The 15518-nt window shown below is 49.8% G+C and carries 16 protein-coding genes; 4 read left to right on the top strand and 12 right to left on the bottom strand.

What is annotated here, in order from left to right; genetic code table 11:
• Nucleotides 1-61: 61 nt before the first annotated feature.
• Nucleotides 62-1210, top strand: a complete 1149-nt coding sequence (locus FHS77_RS00210; protein ID WP_184218297.1) for a CaiB/BaiF CoA transferase family protein — start codon at nt 62-64, stop codon at nt 1208-1210.
• 132 nt (nt 1211-1342) lie between these two features.
• Here FHS77_RS00210 and FHS77_RS00205 read toward each other — a convergent pair whose 3' ends face one another.
• From FHS77_RS00205 to FHS77_RS00160, 10 genes are all read right to left on the bottom strand, one after another.
• On the bottom strand, nt 1343-1621 hold the full coding sequence (locus tag FHS77_RS00205) for a hypothetical protein (RefSeq protein ID WP_184218294.1): 279 nt from the start codon (nt 1619-1621) through the stop codon (nt 1343-1345).
• Nucleotides 1622-1842: 221 nt separating this feature from the next.
• Nucleotides 1843-2733, bottom strand: a complete 891-nt coding sequence (locus FHS77_RS00200) for a 5'-methylthioadenosine/S-adenosylhomocysteine nucleosidase (protein ID WP_184218291.1) — start codon at nt 2731-2733, stop codon at nt 1843-1845.
• Between the two features lie 208 nt (nt 2734-2941).
• Entirely contained in the window at nt 2942-4249 is a 1308-nt protein-coding gene (gene purB / locus FHS77_RS00195; protein WP_184218288.1) for an adenylosuccinate lyase, read from the bottom strand.
• Between the two features lie 103 nt (nt 4250-4352).
• On the bottom strand, nt 4353-5030 hold the full coding sequence (gene rpe / locus FHS77_RS00190; RefSeq protein ID WP_184218285.1) for a ribulose-phosphate 3-epimerase: 678 nt from the start codon (nt 5028-5030) through the stop codon (nt 4353-4355).
• Nucleotides 5031-5144: 114 nt separating this feature from the next.
• Complete coding sequence (locus FHS77_RS00185) at nt 5145-6068, bottom strand: lipid A biosynthesis lauroyl acyltransferase (protein WP_184218281.1); 924 nt, start codon at nt 6066-6068, stop codon at nt 5145-5147.
• A 1-nt stretch (nt 6069) separates the two neighbouring features.
• On the bottom strand, nt 6070-7098 hold the full coding sequence (locus FHS77_RS00180) for a zinc-binding dehydrogenase (RefSeq protein WP_184218278.1): 1029 nt from the start codon (nt 7096-7098) through the stop codon (nt 6070-6072).
• Nucleotides 7099-7250: 152 nt separating this feature from the next.
• Nucleotides 7251-8528 (bottom strand): beta-ketoacyl-ACP synthase, encoded by a 1278-nt coding sequence (locus tag FHS77_RS00175; RefSeq protein ID WP_184218274.1) that lies wholly within the window; start codon nt 8526-8528, stop codon nt 7251-7253.
• A gap of 11 nt (nt 8529-8539) precedes the next feature.
• The gene (locus FHS77_RS00170; protein ID WP_184218271.1) at nt 8540-9688 is read right to left on the bottom strand and encodes a beta-ketoacyl-ACP synthase; all 1149 of its coding nucleotides are present in this window, start codon (nt 9686-9688) and stop codon (nt 8540-8542) included.
• Nucleotides 9689-9745: 57 nt separating this feature from the next.
• Nucleotides 9746-10024 (bottom strand): acyl carrier protein, encoded by a 279-nt coding sequence (locus tag FHS77_RS00165; protein WP_184218268.1) that lies wholly within the window; start codon nt 10022-10024, stop codon nt 9746-9748.
• Nucleotides 10025-10423: 399 nt separating this feature from the next.
• Complete coding sequence (locus FHS77_RS00160; protein WP_184218265.1) at nt 10424-11341, bottom strand: sugar kinase; 918 nt, start codon at nt 11339-11341, stop codon at nt 10424-10426.
• Nucleotides 11342-11476: 135 nt separating this feature from the next.
• Here FHS77_RS00160 and FHS77_RS00155 point away from each other — a divergent pair, with 135 nt between their 5' ends.
• The 3 genes from FHS77_RS00155 (at nt 11477) to dusA (ending at nt 14612) form a co-directional block, all read left to right on the top strand.
• Entirely contained in the window at nt 11477-12196 is a 720-nt protein-coding gene (locus tag FHS77_RS00155) for a DUF1045 domain-containing protein (protein ID WP_184218262.1), read from the top strand.
• Nucleotides 12197-12236: 40 nt separating this feature from the next.
• A complete protein-coding gene (locus tag FHS77_RS00150; protein WP_184218259.1) occupies nt 12237-13373 on the top strand; it encodes an alpha-D-ribose 1-methylphosphonate 5-triphosphate diphosphatase in 1137 nt (378 codons plus the stop codon).
• Nucleotides 13374-13529: 156 nt separating this feature from the next.
• Nucleotides 13530-14612 (top strand): tRNA dihydrouridine(20/20a) synthase DusA, encoded by a 1083-nt coding sequence (dusA, locus tag FHS77_RS00145; protein ID WP_281383531.1) that lies wholly within the window; start codon nt 13530-13532, stop codon nt 14610-14612.
• Here the strand turns inward: dusA and FHS77_RS00140 are convergent.
• Both FHS77_RS00140 and FHS77_RS00135 read right to left on the bottom strand, forming a co-directional pair.
• Entirely contained in the window at nt 14596-15300 is a 705-nt protein-coding gene (locus FHS77_RS00140) for a TIGR02281 family clan AA aspartic protease (RefSeq protein ID WP_184218254.1), read from the bottom strand. The two genes, dusA and FHS77_RS00140, sit on opposite strands and share 17 nt — an antisense overlap.
• Nucleotides 15300-15518, bottom strand: coding sequence for a DUF1289 domain-containing protein (locus FHS77_RS00135; RefSeq protein ID WP_184218251.1), 219 nt, complete (start codon nt 15516-15518; stop codon nt 15300-15302). The genes FHS77_RS00140 and FHS77_RS00135 overlap by 1 nt, the downstream gene beginning before the upstream one ends.

Below are 15518 nucleotides of genomic sequence, written 5' to 3'. Positions count from 1 at the left end.
TTGGTGATTGTGCCCGCTCGCAACATTGCGGGCGGGTTTTTGTTTTAAAAAGGCGATTGAGATGGAAAATACACCACTGGCAGGGCTGAAAGTGATTGAGCTTGCCCGTATTTTAGCCGGCCCTTGGGTGGGGCAAACCTTGTCGGATTTAGGTGCTGATGTCATCAAGGTCGAAAGTCCTGAAGGTGATGATACGCGCAGCTGGGGGCCGCCATATTTTGATGTTGAGGGTGAGCAATCAGCGGCTTATTTTCATGGCTGTAATCGCGGTAAGCGTTCGGTAACTGCTGATTTTCGCGACGTACAAGGTCAGGAGCTGGTGCGCGAATTGGTCAGTCAGGCCGATGTTCTGATTGAAAACTTCAAACTTGGCGGTTTGGAAAAATACGGGCTTGATTATGAAAGCCTCAAGAAAATCAATCCTCGGCTGATATATTGCTCAATCACCGGCTTTGGCCATGATGGCCCTTATGCCGAGCGGGCAGGTTATGATTTTATGATACAGGGCATGGCCGGTATTATGGATTTAACCGGTGAGCCGGAGCGCGAACCACAGAAAATCGGTGTGGCTTTTGCTGATATTTTTACCGGTCTTTATAGTGTGATTGCCATTCAGTCAGCACTGATGATGCGCGAGCGCACAGGTCATGGGCAACATATTGATATGGCCTTGTTTGATTGCATGACGGCAGTGCTGGCCAATCAAGGGATGAACTATCTTGCAACTGGCAAAGCACCAAAACGTATGGGCAATGCGCATCCCAATATTGCTCCATATCAGACATTGCCGGTGTCTGACGGTTATTTCATCATTGCTTGTGGCAATGACGGACAGTTTGCAAAACTGGCCAAACTGCTCGGGCTTGATGGTGTGGCGGAAGATGAAAACTATGCCACCAATGCAGCGCGCGTTAAAAATCGAGAAAGTCTGACCGCCATGTTGGAGGAAAAAACGCGGGGCTGGAGCCGTGATGCTTTGTTGGCGGAACTGGAAAAATTAAAGGTTCCGGCAGGGCCGATTAATTCGGTCGCAGATGTTTTTAGCGATCCTCAATTTATCGCGCGCAATATGCAGGTCAATCCGCAAAATGTGCCCGGCTTGCGCACACCGATCAGGTTTTCTGATGCTGTATTAAATCTCGATAAACGCTCACCCATGCTTGGTGAACATAACGCAGAAATTGCTGAGTTTCTTAAAATGGGTAGTTAAAACAAAAAAAGCGGCCTGAAATTCTGGCCGCTTTTTTTAAGCTATAGCGCATCCCGAAAAGTGTGAAGCGGTTTTCGGAATAAGATGCGCGTAGAAAGATAAAGATTAGAGCAGTTTTACTAAAAAACCGATCTAATGATAGCTTGGCGCCTCGTCATCTTCGTCCTCATCTGGATCGATGATGTCAGCAAGACCATATTCTTCCACATCAGCCAGAAATGCATTCCATGCTTCCTGATCGGTTTCAAACAGATCTTCGTAGACAAAGGAAATGTCATCTTCATCAATGACTTCCAGTGTCCAGCCGTCTTCCTCTTCAAGGCGATAAATATCGACCTGAACAGTAATGTCGTCTTCCGTAAATTGCTGGGACAAGGCGGAGAGAATGAGATTGGAATCTTGTTCGGTCATATCATTTTCCAAAAGCGGTTGTGAACGGTTGCATCTTTTAAAATGACTATAACATTTTGTTTATGTTTTATAAATTGATATTCGTGTTTTCTAAAGACTATATGACTTCATCCTGTTGATGAGATGAAAAGAGCCGGAGCATTGAACTGCTCCGGCTCTTTGAAATTACTGCATAAAATGATGGCCTACGAGTTGCCGTCACAAAACAGATTATTCTTGTATTATTTCTCTGGCAGTGCCTTGATGAAAGCGGAAACCACAGCAGCAGAGTTTGCCGAAGCCAGGCCCATGAAGGTGCCCATTTCATTCTCACCGTCACCGCCACCTGCAAGGTCGGAAAGCGAACGGAAAGCGATGAATGGCACGCCATTAGTGTCCGCAACATGTGCAACAGCGGCAGATTCCATATCAAGAACAGTCGCTTTGAATGTGTCGAATGAATATTCGCGGAAATCCGCATTGTCGACAAATGCTGTACCGGTCACACCATTACCGCCCACATGAATGGCAGGGGCTTTGGAGAGGCATTTATTTTCGGCAACGCAATCTTTCAGCTTCACTTCTGCGGCCACCTTGGTGGCGGTTTCGAGCAGTTTGCCATCAACCTTGAACCAGAATTTCTTTTCCATCTGGCCACCATCACGTGCAACGCTGACTTCACGCGGGAAGATCATGCCGTAGTTTGGCAGGGTTGTCGGCATGAAAGACGGAGTGGAAAACTTGCCATCGGTTTCACGCGCATAAACGGCTTCGAGATATTGCCCCCATTGTTCCGGCACAATCACATCACCGATGTTGAGGGATGGATCAACGCCGCCCGCAATGCCGGAAAAGACGATCGCATTGATGTTGAATTTATCGATGGCCATTTGGGTGGTCATTGCTGCATTGACCATGCTGACGCCGGAGAGAAACAGGACGACGTCCTTGCCTTCAATTTTACCGGTCAGAAATTTTGTGCCGTTCAGTTCAACTTCCTGACGGTCGCTAAGCTTTTCTTGCAGCACAATCCATTCAGGTTCAAAGGCAGACATGACTGCAATGCGGGATGCGTCATCAGCAAAGGCTGAGGTGCTGACAGTCAGGGCGAGGAGAGCAGGAATAAACTTCATCTCAATGTCTCTTTATGAGTTGATATGGTTGGTTATTTTGGTCGATTGTGAGGAGGGAAATCAAGAAGTTCGGTAAGTTTTCTTTCTTGATTACCACTTCCTCAGATTTTAAAATTAAAATACTCCCATTATATCAATATGATGGGAGTATTTTTTATCAAATTGATTTAATCTGAAAGGGCGCTGCCGTTACAGATTTTTACGCCGATTATTTATCACCGAAAACGCGGTTGAAAATCGTATCGACATGCTTGGTATGATATGCGAGGTCGAACTTTTCACGGATTTCTTCTTCGCTCAGAGCCGCTCGGACTTCTTCGTCTGCCAGCAATTCTTCCAGGAAATCCTTGCCCTGTTCCCAGACCTTCATCGCATTGCGCTGAACCAGACGGTATGAGTCTTCACGGCTGATGCCAGCCTGTGTGAGAGCCAAAAGTACGCGCTGCGAGTGCACAAGGCCACGGAACTTGTTCATGTTGGCCATCATGTTTTCAGGATAAACCAGCAGCTTTTCAATCACGCCGGTGAGGCGTGCAAGTGCAAAGTCAAGCGTGACTGTTGCATCAGGGCCGATCATACGCTCAACGGAAGAGTGCGAAATATCGCGCTCATGCCAAAGGGCGACATTTTCCATCGCAGGCATTGCGAAAGAGCGAACCATGCGGGCAAGGCCGGTGAGGTTCTCGGTCAGCACAGGGTTGCGCTTATGCGGCATCGCAGACGAGCCCTTCTGGCCAGGTGAGAAATATTCCTCAGCTTCCAGAACTTCGGTGCGCTGCAGATGACGAATTTCAACAGCCAGACGTTCAACCGATGAAGCGATAACGCCAAGGGTTGCAAAATACATCGCATGACGGTCGCGCGGGATAACCTGCGTAGATACCGGCTCAGCCTTCATGCCAAGCGCTTTAGCAACGTGCTCTTCAACACGCGGGTCGATATTAGCGAAGGTGCCGACTGCACCGGAGATGGCGCAAGTGGCAATTTCTTCACGTGCTGCAACGAGGCGCTCACGGCAGCGTTCAAACTCAGCATAGGCCAGCGCCATTTTGAGGCCGAACGTGATCGGCTCAGCGTGAATGCCATGGCTGCGGCCGATGGTGACGGTGTCTTTATGCTCATAGGCGCGGGTTTTAAGCGCTGCAAGCAGCTTGTCAAGGTCGGCAAGCAGTAAGTCGGAAGCGCGCATCAGCTGCACGTTGAAGCAGGTGTCAAGCACGTCTGACGAGGTCATGCCCTGATGGATGAAGCGTGAGTCAGGGCCCACAAATTCAGCCAGATGGGTGAGGAATGCAATCACGTCATGTTTGGTGACAGCTTCGATTTCATCAATACGAGCGACATCAAACTTTGCTGCGCCGCCTTTTTCCCAGATGGTTTTAGCGGATTCTTTCGGGATAACGCCGATTTCGGCCAATGCATCACAAGCATGAGCTTCAATTTCAAACCAAATGCGGAATTTGGTTTCCGGCGACCAGATGGCAACCATTTCAGGGCGGGAATAGCGCGGGATCATGTGCGTTTCCTAATGTGTACTCGACGAGAAAACCAGTTAGGGGAGTAACCGGCGGTTTTAAATGAAATCAGGCGGATATTGCTATCCGCCTGTGAGAATTCAATTAAGCGCGGCCTGTTTCCGCAGCTTTGCGGATGGCCTCGATATTGGCACGGTAACCTTCCAGATTACCGGCCTTGTAAACAGAGGAGCCTGCGACAAGCGAATTGGCACCGGCTTTCGCGGCAGCGCCTGCATTGTCCGGCGTCACGCCGCCGTCGATCTGCAAATCAATCGGGCGATTGCCGATCAGCGCATTGACCTGAGCAATTTTAGGCAGCATCGAGGTGATGAATTTCTGACCACCAAAGCCCGGATTAACTGTCATCACCAAAATCAGATCAACATCATCAATGACGTTTTCAAGCGCTGAAACAGGTGTGCCCGGATTGAGTGCCACACCGGCCTTTTTGCCAAGACCGCGAATGGCCTGCAATGAGCGGTGCAGGTGAGGGCCTGCTTCTGAGTGAATTGTGATGATGTCTGAACCGGCTTTGGCAAAGCCTTCAAGATAGGCATCGCAAGGGGCGATCATCAAATGGGTGTCAAACACTGCATCGGTGTGGGGACGAATAGCTTTGACCACATCTGGGCCAAAAGTGATGTTCGGTACAAAATGACCATCCATCACATCAATATGGATCCAGTCCGCACCGGCGGTCACAACATCTTTGATTTCCTGACCAAGCTTGGAAAAGTCAGAAGCGAGAATGGAAGGTGCAATGATAATCGGGCGGGACATCAGAAAATCCTTGTTTGAAAAGCCCTGATCAGGCTTTGTACCGTTGTTTTGCGGTTAACATGCTATCTCTATGCATACAAGCTTGTGTAAGGTCGCAGGACATTTATCCGCCAGTTAACCCCAGCGTTTATGGAACCACATCCATTGACCCGGATATTCGCGCACCCATTCTTCAACTGTATCATTTAAAAGCTGTGCAGTTGCAGCAATATCCACCTGACCTTGCGTGTCGCGTGGCAATTCCATGCGCTCTTTCAGCTCCAGGCGATAGCGGCCGCCGGGGAGCCTGATGCAGCGTGCCGGATAGACATCGCAATCATATTGGCGCGCAAGTTTGGCTAAAAGCGGATTGGTTTTAACCGGACGATCAAAGAATGTGCTCTCAACGCCGCGATGGAATTTTTGGTCAACCAAAACACCAACATTGCCGCCATCACTTAAAATACTGGCCAGAGACCAAGCCGCACCCGCCTTGGAAGGTACAAGATGCCCCATATTAGTGCGTCGTGCCTTCAATACACGCTTGGCGATGTAAGGATTGTTTGGCGGGCGGAAAAGCGCCGTGACATCCAATCCGTAGGTCGCTGCGCAAATTGGCAGAAGTTCGAAATTACCCGTATGCGCGGTGAAGAAAATATGTGGCTTCTTCTCATCGCGAAGGCGTTCAAAAATCTGAATACCATCAACTTCGACCAGACCTTTTTCCGTCGCATTCGGGTCGAAGTCAAAAATGGCATCAAGGAAAATATATTCAGCAAACAGCCTTGCCATGCTGTCCCACATTTCGCGGGCGATAGCCTGGATGTCATCTTCGGATTTTTCCGGATAAGCGTGGCGCAAATTATCAACTGCCACCTTATGACGTGGCGTCAAAGGGCCGATTTTACGGGCGAACCATGCACAAAAGCGGATGGCCGCATTGGCAGGCAACAGCCGCAAAACCGCAAAAATCACGAAGATTGTCTGCGCCAGCAGCCAGTAATTAAACTGTTTTAATTTCTGGCTGTAGCGAAAGGCAAGGAGTTTAAGCTTGAACATATTACTCAATAGTCAGGATAATCTTGCCGAATACGTCACGGCCTTCCATGCGCTTGAGCGCGGTGTCGATTTCATCAAAACCAACAACGGTATCAATCACCGGTGATACAATGCCCTGTGCCATTTTCTGCATGGCATCGGCCATGTTTTCCATGCGGCAACCAAATGAGCCGAGAAGCTTCAGCTGCTGCTGGAACAGCATCATCAGGTTCATGCTTGTTGATACACCGGAGGTGGAGCCGCAAGTGACCAGACGACCGCCGCGCTTGAGGCTGAGCATCGAGCCTGCCCAAGTGTCCGCACCCACATGTTCAAACACCACATCGACGCCTTTTTTCTTGGTCAGCTTGCGCATGACGCCTTCAAAGCGGTCTTCGCGGTAGTTGATGACGTGATCGGCACCAAGCGCCTTGGCTTTTTCAATTTTGTCGTTGGAGCCAACAGTGGTGTAAACTGTACAGCCCATTTTCTTAGCCAGCTGAATAGCGGCAGTGCCGATACCCGAACCACCGGCCTGAATGAGAATGGATTCACCCGGCTGCAATTTGGCATTGTCAAACAGCATGTGCTCAACGGTACCGAAGGTAACAGGGGCGACAGCTGCACCAATGGCATCAACGTTAGGTGGTGCAGGGATGAGAAGGCGTGCTGGCAGGTTAACTGCTTCACAGGCAAAACCATCAAGATGGAAACCATGAACGCCGGAGACGTGTTCGCAGAGATTGTCGCGGCCTTCGCGGCAAGCTTTACAAAGGCCGCATGTGCGTGCGCCATAAATGGAAACGAGCTGACCTGGCAGCAGACCTGCAACGCCGGGCCCGACAGCGGAAACAACGCCGGAAGCTTCTGCACCAATCACGAGCGGCATTTTGCGCTTGGCAAATGCCATGCCGCGCCAGCCCCAAACGTCGATATGGTTAAGCGCAACGGCTTTGATATTGACGGTGACTTCACCCGCAGCTGGCGGGGGTGGTGGTGCCATATCGGTGATCTCAAGACGACGATCATCAAGAAGCTGCAAAGCGCGCATGAAATTATCCTCTAACCTTGGGCTTTAATTGTCCCAAAATAGTTTTTAGCCCAAAGTGTGTAGTTTTATGGGCAAGATATTTGAAAGTTTAATCCCGGAAAGCATTTGCTTACCGGGATTTTATTTAAATTATGGTCAATGACAGCCAGATGTTACTTTGGCTCGGCTGTCAAAATAAGACTGGTATTCTGGCCGCCAAAACCAAACGAGTTGGAAAGCACAGAAGTGACTTTGCTTTCGCGTTTGACATTCGGCACCACATCCAGCGGAATAGACGGGTCAGGATTGTCATAGTTGATGGTTGGCGGCAAAGTGCCGGTCTGGATCGTCAATAATGAGAAGACGGCTTCAATGGCACCGGCAGCGGTCAGTGCATGACCGATCATCGACTTGTTGGAGGAAACAGGAATATTTTCCATTCTGTCACCAAACACAGTTGAAAGCGCCAGATATTCCATCTTGTCATTTTCAGGTGTCGAAGTGCCATGGGCATTGATGTAAGAAATCTGATCAATGGTCAGGCCGGCATCTGCCAATGCACCGCTTACAGTGCCGATTGCCGGTGAGGCATCAGGCTTGGAGCGGGTGCGGTGGAAATCATCGGCTTTTTCGCCGCAACCAGCCAGAAGACCAAGAATTTTTGCACCGCGTGCAAGTGCTGATTCCAGTGATTCCATGACCAATGCGCCGGAGCCTTCAGCCATTGCAAAGCCGTCACGGTCTTTGGAGAACGGACGGGAGGCTTTTTCAGGCGCATCATTATGGGTGGAAAGGGCGGAAAGCAGTGAGAAGCGGATGAGCGCTTCTGCGGAAACCGAACCATCGGTACCGATTGCCAAAACACGGTCGCTTTCGCCACGGCGAATAGCTTCTGCACCAAGCTGGATAGCTGTGGCACCCGATGCGCAAGCGGTGGACAGGGTGACCGGCAGGCCGCGTGTGCCAAAATGATTGGCCAGCTGCTCAGCAATATAGCCAAATTGCGTGGTGCTGAAAAAATCTTGCTGACGCTGCTTGCGGCAAGCCTCCAGCAGTAATTGATAGCTGGCAGGGCCTTTGTCTTTTACGCTTGCATCCAGTGCAAAGCGGCTTTTCCAATCAAGTTCAACCGGTGGCGCAGCCAAAAACATCGGTCCGCCAAAATCGGACACAGAGAGACCGGACTGTGCAATGGCTTCTTCACCGGCAATGCGCGCAAGCGCTTGTGAAAGAGCTGATGCGCCCATTTCGCTCTCGGTCAGAAAATCGACCGTACCGGCAAAACGGGTTTTGAGATTATCGGTTGGAAAACGATTGATCGCATGGATACCGGACTTGCCGCTTGTAAGCGCATTCCAGTTATCCTGTTTGCCCTGACCAAGGGATGAAACAACACCGGCACCGGTGATTGCGACCAGAGGACGACCGAGGTGATCGAGATATTTTGTCATCATCCTCTTCCTTATGCTTTAACCAGTTTGGCAATGCCTTCAGCGCGTGAAGCGCCGATTGTGGTGGCAAGGGCAGAGGCAACATCTGTCTGATCTGCCAGAGCTTTACCCTTCCAGACGCTCAATGCAGCCAAGGCTACAGTCAACGGGAACTGTGCTTCGCGCAAATGACCGGTCAGGCTGGTGACATCCTGATAATTGATTTTTGCAGCTTCAAGCGCTGCTTTTTCGGCCACAGTTGCCTGATGCGCACCTGATACACCGGAAATGGTGACATCGGCACTGCCTGCGCGCGCCAGCATATCGCTGATCACTTCTTGCAAATCGCTGTTATCGCGCTGAATTTGTGAAGTTAACATTTCTGCAATTTCGGCATAGGCGCGTGCACCACGCGCTTTAGCATGAGCTTCGCTTTCCAGCACTAAGAATACGCCGCCGGAGCCGGAAATCATGCCGCCGCCGGCTGAACCTTCACGCGACCAGACCGGTGCCCAGCCATCATGTTTCAGCAGGCCGCCAAGTTCATGACCGAGAATCATGTCGAAATGTTCGGCATTGTAAGAACCGCCCACCAGCGCATGGGTGCTCTGACCAGAGCGAATGCGTGCAGCAGCGGTTTCAATTGCCGAAATGCCAGCGCCTTCTTCACCCATAAAGGTGCGTGAAGAACCGGTTACTTTGTGAACGATAGAAATATTTCCGGCGAGCAGATTGGAAAGCTGCGCCAGAAATAATGTTGGCCGTAATTCCGTTGACAATTTGTCATTGAGCATCAGACCGCGGTTTTCATTCACGCGGCCTTCTTCCAGAATTTGGGTGTCAACGGAAATGTCACGTTCGCCGCCACCAGCACCGACCACCATATCCATGGTCGCGCAAAGGTTCTCATCATCTTTGATACCGGCATCTTCCAGCGCAAGACCGGCAGCATAAGTGCCGAGCCTCTGCCATGTTTCCATCTGACGCTGATCACTGCGCTTCGGAATTTGGCAATTCCAGTCAACTTCACCAAGCTTGTGCACCACATATGGCGCAAATTCAGTTGTTTCCAACTGCGGCTTTGTGTCGGTTGAGCTGAAAGCATTCCAATGCGCTTCAAGACCTTCACCAAGGGAGGAAATGATGCCAATTCCGGTTATGAGAACTTTATTGCTTTGCATGGTGGCTTCGTATGATCTCCACGGCTGATAAGGCGTTTAAACGTAGGCTTCAGGCAATTAAGCCTTAGCAGCAACCAGTTCATCGATTTTTGCGCAGAGGTTTTTCAGCACAAAATATTCTTCGGTCGGCGCTTTGCCTTCGTTTACTTCCTGAGTCCACTGTTCAAGTGGAATCTTGATGCCGAATGCTTTGTCGATTGCGAAAACGATATCAAGGAAATCGAGGCTGTCGATGCCCAGATCGTCAATTGTATGGCTTTCTGGAGTGATTGTATCGCGATCGATTTCACTGGTTTCGGCAATAATATCTGCGACTTTGTCAAAAGTTGAGGACAAGATCTGTTTCCTTTTTAGGCTTTTGCCTTCCGGCTTTACGAATTTTCGTTCGCAATATGCAAACATTTAACGCGTATGTAGCGCTTTTCTTAAAATAGGGAAAGCCTCAATACGCACCGGATCATACGGTTGGGTATAATCCGGTTTACTATGTTCATTATAACGCAGTTCATGCTCAGAGCATTTATAGTGTCTGTTGAGACATTAAAAATGCTCTCTTCATGGCTTGCGCATGTCATCTATCTGAAAACCGCTACATTGGTTTCAGGCTGCGACCTATATAATTGCTGTTTAGCGAATTAGAAGCAAATTCTAATAAATTATGTCCTTTTTCGCGTGAATTTGATCTTTAGACAAATATAAATTGAACAAAGATGCAAGATTGAAGCGTTTTGGCGTTTATCTCATAAATAAATCGTGAGCTGTCTGCATTGGCATCAGTGCGCCACGACATTCCACAACGTGGGCTGCGACTTTATGTGCCTGTGATGCCGCTTCTGCCGGAGCAATGCCGTTCAAACGGGCTGCCAGATAGCCGCCATTGAAGCTGTCACCTGCGCCGGTTGTGTCAATTGCATTGGCTTTGACGGATGGCACCAGCACTTGTTTGCCTTCAAACTGCACAATTGCCGGATCCGTGCCGTCTTTAACAACGATTTCCTTAACACCAAGAGCTGTGAGGCGCGCAGCACAAGCCTGACCATCCGCATCACCGAAAAGTGCCTGTTCATCCGGCAATGTCGGCAGAGCAATATCACTGCTACGCATTGCTTGCGTGATTAATTCGCGGGCAAGATTATGATCCGGCCACAGAGCAGAGCGGAAATTAGGATCAAAAGCAATTTGCGCACCCTCAGCGCGGCATTGATTGATGACCTCAAGGAAGGATTGGCGGTGTTCAGGCAAAATAATGGCCAAAGTGATGCCGGAGAAATAGATCATTTTCCGGTTTTTAAGGCTTTTTAGCAAATGTGCCGGATTTTCAGCCAGACGACGGGCAGCAGAATCATTGCGCCAATAGGTAAAAGAACGCTCGGCTCCGGTCAGTGTGATGGCATAAAGACCGGGGCGGGCACCTTTGATGATCGGGCTTTTGTCGGTTGCAATGCCATTTTCATTGAGAAAAGCCATTTGCTGATTGGAAAAGGCATCGTCGCCAAAGGCGGTAACATAATCAACGGCAAAATCAGGTTGCATCAATGCGCGAACATACCAGGCCGTATTTAACGTATCGCCGGCAAATCCCATATGCCATTGCGTGTCGTTCTGGCCGGAAAGTTCGATCATACATTCACCGACAGAGGCAAAGCCGTGCATAATGCTACCCTTTTGTATATGTAGTTTTCCCGATTATAATTTTGGATAAGCCTATAGGCGATTATTAATCGTCTGTCACCTTCGTCAGCCTGTCTTATTTTATGTTTAAAGGCATCGTTCAGAAAAGGAATCATTATGCGCTACGCTATTTATTTTACACCTTCCTCGACTGATGCTTTGCTGAAAATTGCCAATAACTGGCTGGGGCGAAATGCATTTACCGGCGAGGCGGTGCGCCGTCCGGCCATCAGCGGCCTGTCGGTTGAAGAGCTGGATAAGATGACCGTTTCAGCGCGTCGTTATGGTTTTCATGCGACAATCAAAGCACCGTTTTACCTGGCACCAGATTATAAGGAAGATGATTTATTGCGCGCATTGATGCATTTTGCATCTTCGCTTGCGCCGGTTACATTGCCGCGGTTGAAGATTACCTCAATCAGCTCCTGTTTCGCTTTAATGCTGAAAGAACCGGTTCCGGCCTTGCAACAGCTGGCAAATGATACAGTGACCGCTTTGGATAAGTTTCGCGCACCTTTAAGCGAGCAGGATTTTGCCCGCAGAAACCCGCAATCACTTGCACCGGCTCAGTTGCGCAATCTGCAACAATGGGGCTATCCTTACGTATTCGACGAATTCCGGTTTCATATGACGCTGACGGATAAAATCGAAGAGCAGGACAGGCCAAAAATTGCCGGTATTTTAGACAATTTCTTCGCGCCGGTTTTAACCGATAGTGTCGAGATTAATAATCTGGCTTTGTTTGTCGAACCGGAGCCGGGTGCGCCATTTGAAGTGCATTCTTTGCACCCATTGGCAAAAGTGAAGGTTTCGGCGCCTTTAGCTGGCCAGAGATAGGCTAATGGCAATGGTTGGTTATTGAGCAGGATTGGATAGGATGACGGAAACTGTATTAAAAAATGCCCGGCTTATATTGGCTGATGAAATTGTGTCGGGATCTGTACAGTTTCGAAATGGGGTGATTACAGATATTTCCAGCAATGGCAGTGCTGTTGGTGAAGATATGGCGGGGGATTATATCACGCCCGGGCTGGTGGAGCTTCATACCGACCATCTGGAAGGCCATTATGCACCGCGCCCGAAAGTGCGCTGGAACCCGATTGCTGCCGTACAGGCGCATGATGCGCAGATTGCTTCTTCGGGCATTACCACGGTTTTTGATGCGTTGCGCGTCGGGCTTGATGCGGAAACAGAAATCGGCATTGCGGATATGCGCAAACTGGCGCAAGCGATCAAGCAAGGCGTGCAAGACGAGCGTTTGCGCGCAGATCATTTTTTGCATTTGCGCTGTGAAGTTTCCGCTGATGATTGCTTGGATGCGTTTCATTATTTCGACAATGAGCCGCTGGTGCGCCTTGCCTCGCTGATGGATCATGCCCCTGGTCAGCGTCAATTTGTGGATGTGGAGACCTATAAGGTCTATTATATGCGTAAGCTGAAAACGAGCGAAGAAGAGTTTCGCCGTTATTGCAATAAGCGGATGGATGATTCCAAGCGTAATTCGGATAAAAACCGCAAAGCGCTTTCGGCACTCTGCCGTGAGCGCAATATCATTTTGGCAAGTCATGATGATGCAACGCTTGCCCATGTGGAAGAAGCGGTGGAGCAGGGTATTCGTATTGCGGAATTCCCGACTACCCATGTGGCGGCAGAAGCTTCTAAAAAAGCTGGCCTGTCTGTGTTGATGGGCGCGCCGAATATTGTGCGCGGTGGTTCACATTCCGGCAATGTGGCGGCACGGGATTTGGCCAGCACCCGCAATCTGGATATTATTTCATCCGATTATATTCCTTCAAGCCTGATGCAATCGGCTTTTCATCTGACCCTTGATGTGCCGAATGTATCCTTGCCGGAAGCTATGCGCATGATCAGCTATAACCCGGCGCAGAAGGTGGGCTTGACGGATCGCGGTGAGATTAAACTTGGCAAACGTGCCGATCTTGTGCGGGTGAAGCTGGTGGATAATATTCCGATTATCCGCACGGTTTGGCGCGAAGGTTCGCGGGTGATTTGAATCCGCTTAAAACTTTAGCCTTTTGCGTTCGGATAATGCGGTTGCAAAACAGCGTTTAAATTTTATTTCTTTTGCTGCCCGCTTATAATGTGTATGAGCGGGCAGTTATTTTTTGTTCTTATAATCTACATGCAGATCAGACTGCCGGAGAAAACTTTGTCGTCAACAGCGCAATTATATCAGGCTCAATCAGTATCAGCGTCGCAGAACCGGCCGCAAAACTGGCCGCGCCTGTCGATCGCGCCGATGCTGGATTGGACTGACAGACATTGTCGTTTTTTTCATCGCATCCTGACTAAAAACACATTGCTTTATACTGAAATGGTGGTGGCTGATGCCGCTATTCACGGGCGTCGTGATTTTTTGCTGGGCTTTGATGACACACAGCATCCGGTTGCTTTGCAGCTTGGTGGTTCTGATCCGAAAAAGCTCGCCGAAGCTGCCAAAATCGGTGCGGATTTTGGCTATGACGAGATTAATCTTAATGTTGGTTGCCCGTCTGATCGTGTGCAGTCCGGCACATTTGGCGCTTGCCTGATGCAAACGCCGGATGTCGTAGCGGCTTGCGTCGCGGCAATGAAGCAGGCGGTTTCTATCCCTGTGACAGTCAAGTGCCGCATTGGTGTGGACGAGCAGGACACGGAAACAGCGCTTGGTGAGCTGGCGCGGTTGACAATCGGTGAGGGCGTGGATGCTTTGTGGGTGCATGCGCGTAAAGCCTGGTTGCAAGGCCTGTCACCTAAAGAAAACCGCGATATTCCGCCATTGGATTATGAGCGTGTCTATCGTTTGAAGCAGCAATATGGCGCGCAGTTTATCGGCATTAATGGCGGCATCAATAATTTGCAGGAAGGCTTAGAGCATCTGCAATCAGTTGACGGGGTGATGATTGGTCGTTCGGCCTATCACAATCCGCTTTTGCTGAGAGAAGCTGATGCACTGCTTTATGGCGATGCGCATGAGCCGGTAAGCGACGCAGAACTCATTGATGCCATGTGTGATTATTGCGACCGCCATATCGCGACCGGCGGTAAGCTCAATCAGGTAACACGTCATATGGTCGGGCTTTTTGCCGGGCAGCCGAGTGCGCGCCGTTTCCGCCAGATATTATCCGTTGAAGCACCCAAGGCCGGTGCAACCAGCGATGTGCTGCGCGCCGCCTATCAGGTGATTGTCGTAGCGCGTGAAGAAGCCGAGGCGTATGAGCGCGATTTTGGTGCTCTTAATCCAGCAGAATAAGCCTGTCGCCACGCACATTGAAGCCGTGCAAGGTTTCTAAAAAACTCATGCCAAGCAAGCTGCCGCGCATCATCTCGGGTTGGGTGACAAGGGCATGCACATTCTCGCGCCTGATATCGCCGATCTGCAATGTATCAAGGCGCGCATGTGCGGCCTTTGATGTGCCATTGGCGGTCATAATTGGTGCTGTGAAATTGAGATCGTCGGTGTTGATGCCGATTTTTTGTGCGTCTTCATATGATAAAACGATTGAAGATGCGCCCGTATCTATCAGAAAATGAACGTATTTTCCGTTTACCTTGCCGTTAACTTCAAAATGACCACCTGAGGATTTTGTTAAAGTCACGGTCAAAGTGCCATCATCGGACAGGCTGGAAATAGCGCTTGCCGGAATAAGCCCTGCCGTGACGCGGCTGCCGATATCCTGCAATTCATAGCGGTATTGATAACCGGCGACCAGTGCCAGAATGATCACTGCCCAGATCATCAATTGCCGTACGGAATCGACAAGACTGATGCCGGAACCAAGCAAACCGGCAGCCAGTACTATGCCCCAGATGCCCATATAGGCAGCGCGGGCAAAGGCATCATTGTCATAGCCTGCGGTCATGCCGCTTTCATGATTGGAAACAAGCAGCAATGTCACCACTGCAATGGCTGCGATAATAATCCAGAGTAAACGACCCATCAGATATCTTTTGCCTGTAACTGTCTGTGGCGTGCCGGTAAGAGCGCCAGTACTTCTTCTTTATGGGTTGCACTCATTGTTGACCAGCGTGCAATTTCGTCCAATGTGCGGGCACATCCCAGACACAGGCCAGTGTGAATATCTATATTGCAAACCAACACGCATGGCGATGGGGGCGATGAAATGGTTTGCTCCTGATTTGTGTGCGTTGTTTCCAT

Origin of the sequence: Paenochrobactrum gallinarii, from assembly GCF_014205685.1 — a bacterium.
Taxonomy (GTDB): Bacteria; Pseudomonadota; Alphaproteobacteria; order Rhizobiales; family Rhizobiaceae; genus Paenochrobactrum; species Paenochrobactrum gallinarii.
This window is presented reverse-complemented; position numbering and strand designations above follow the sequence as displayed.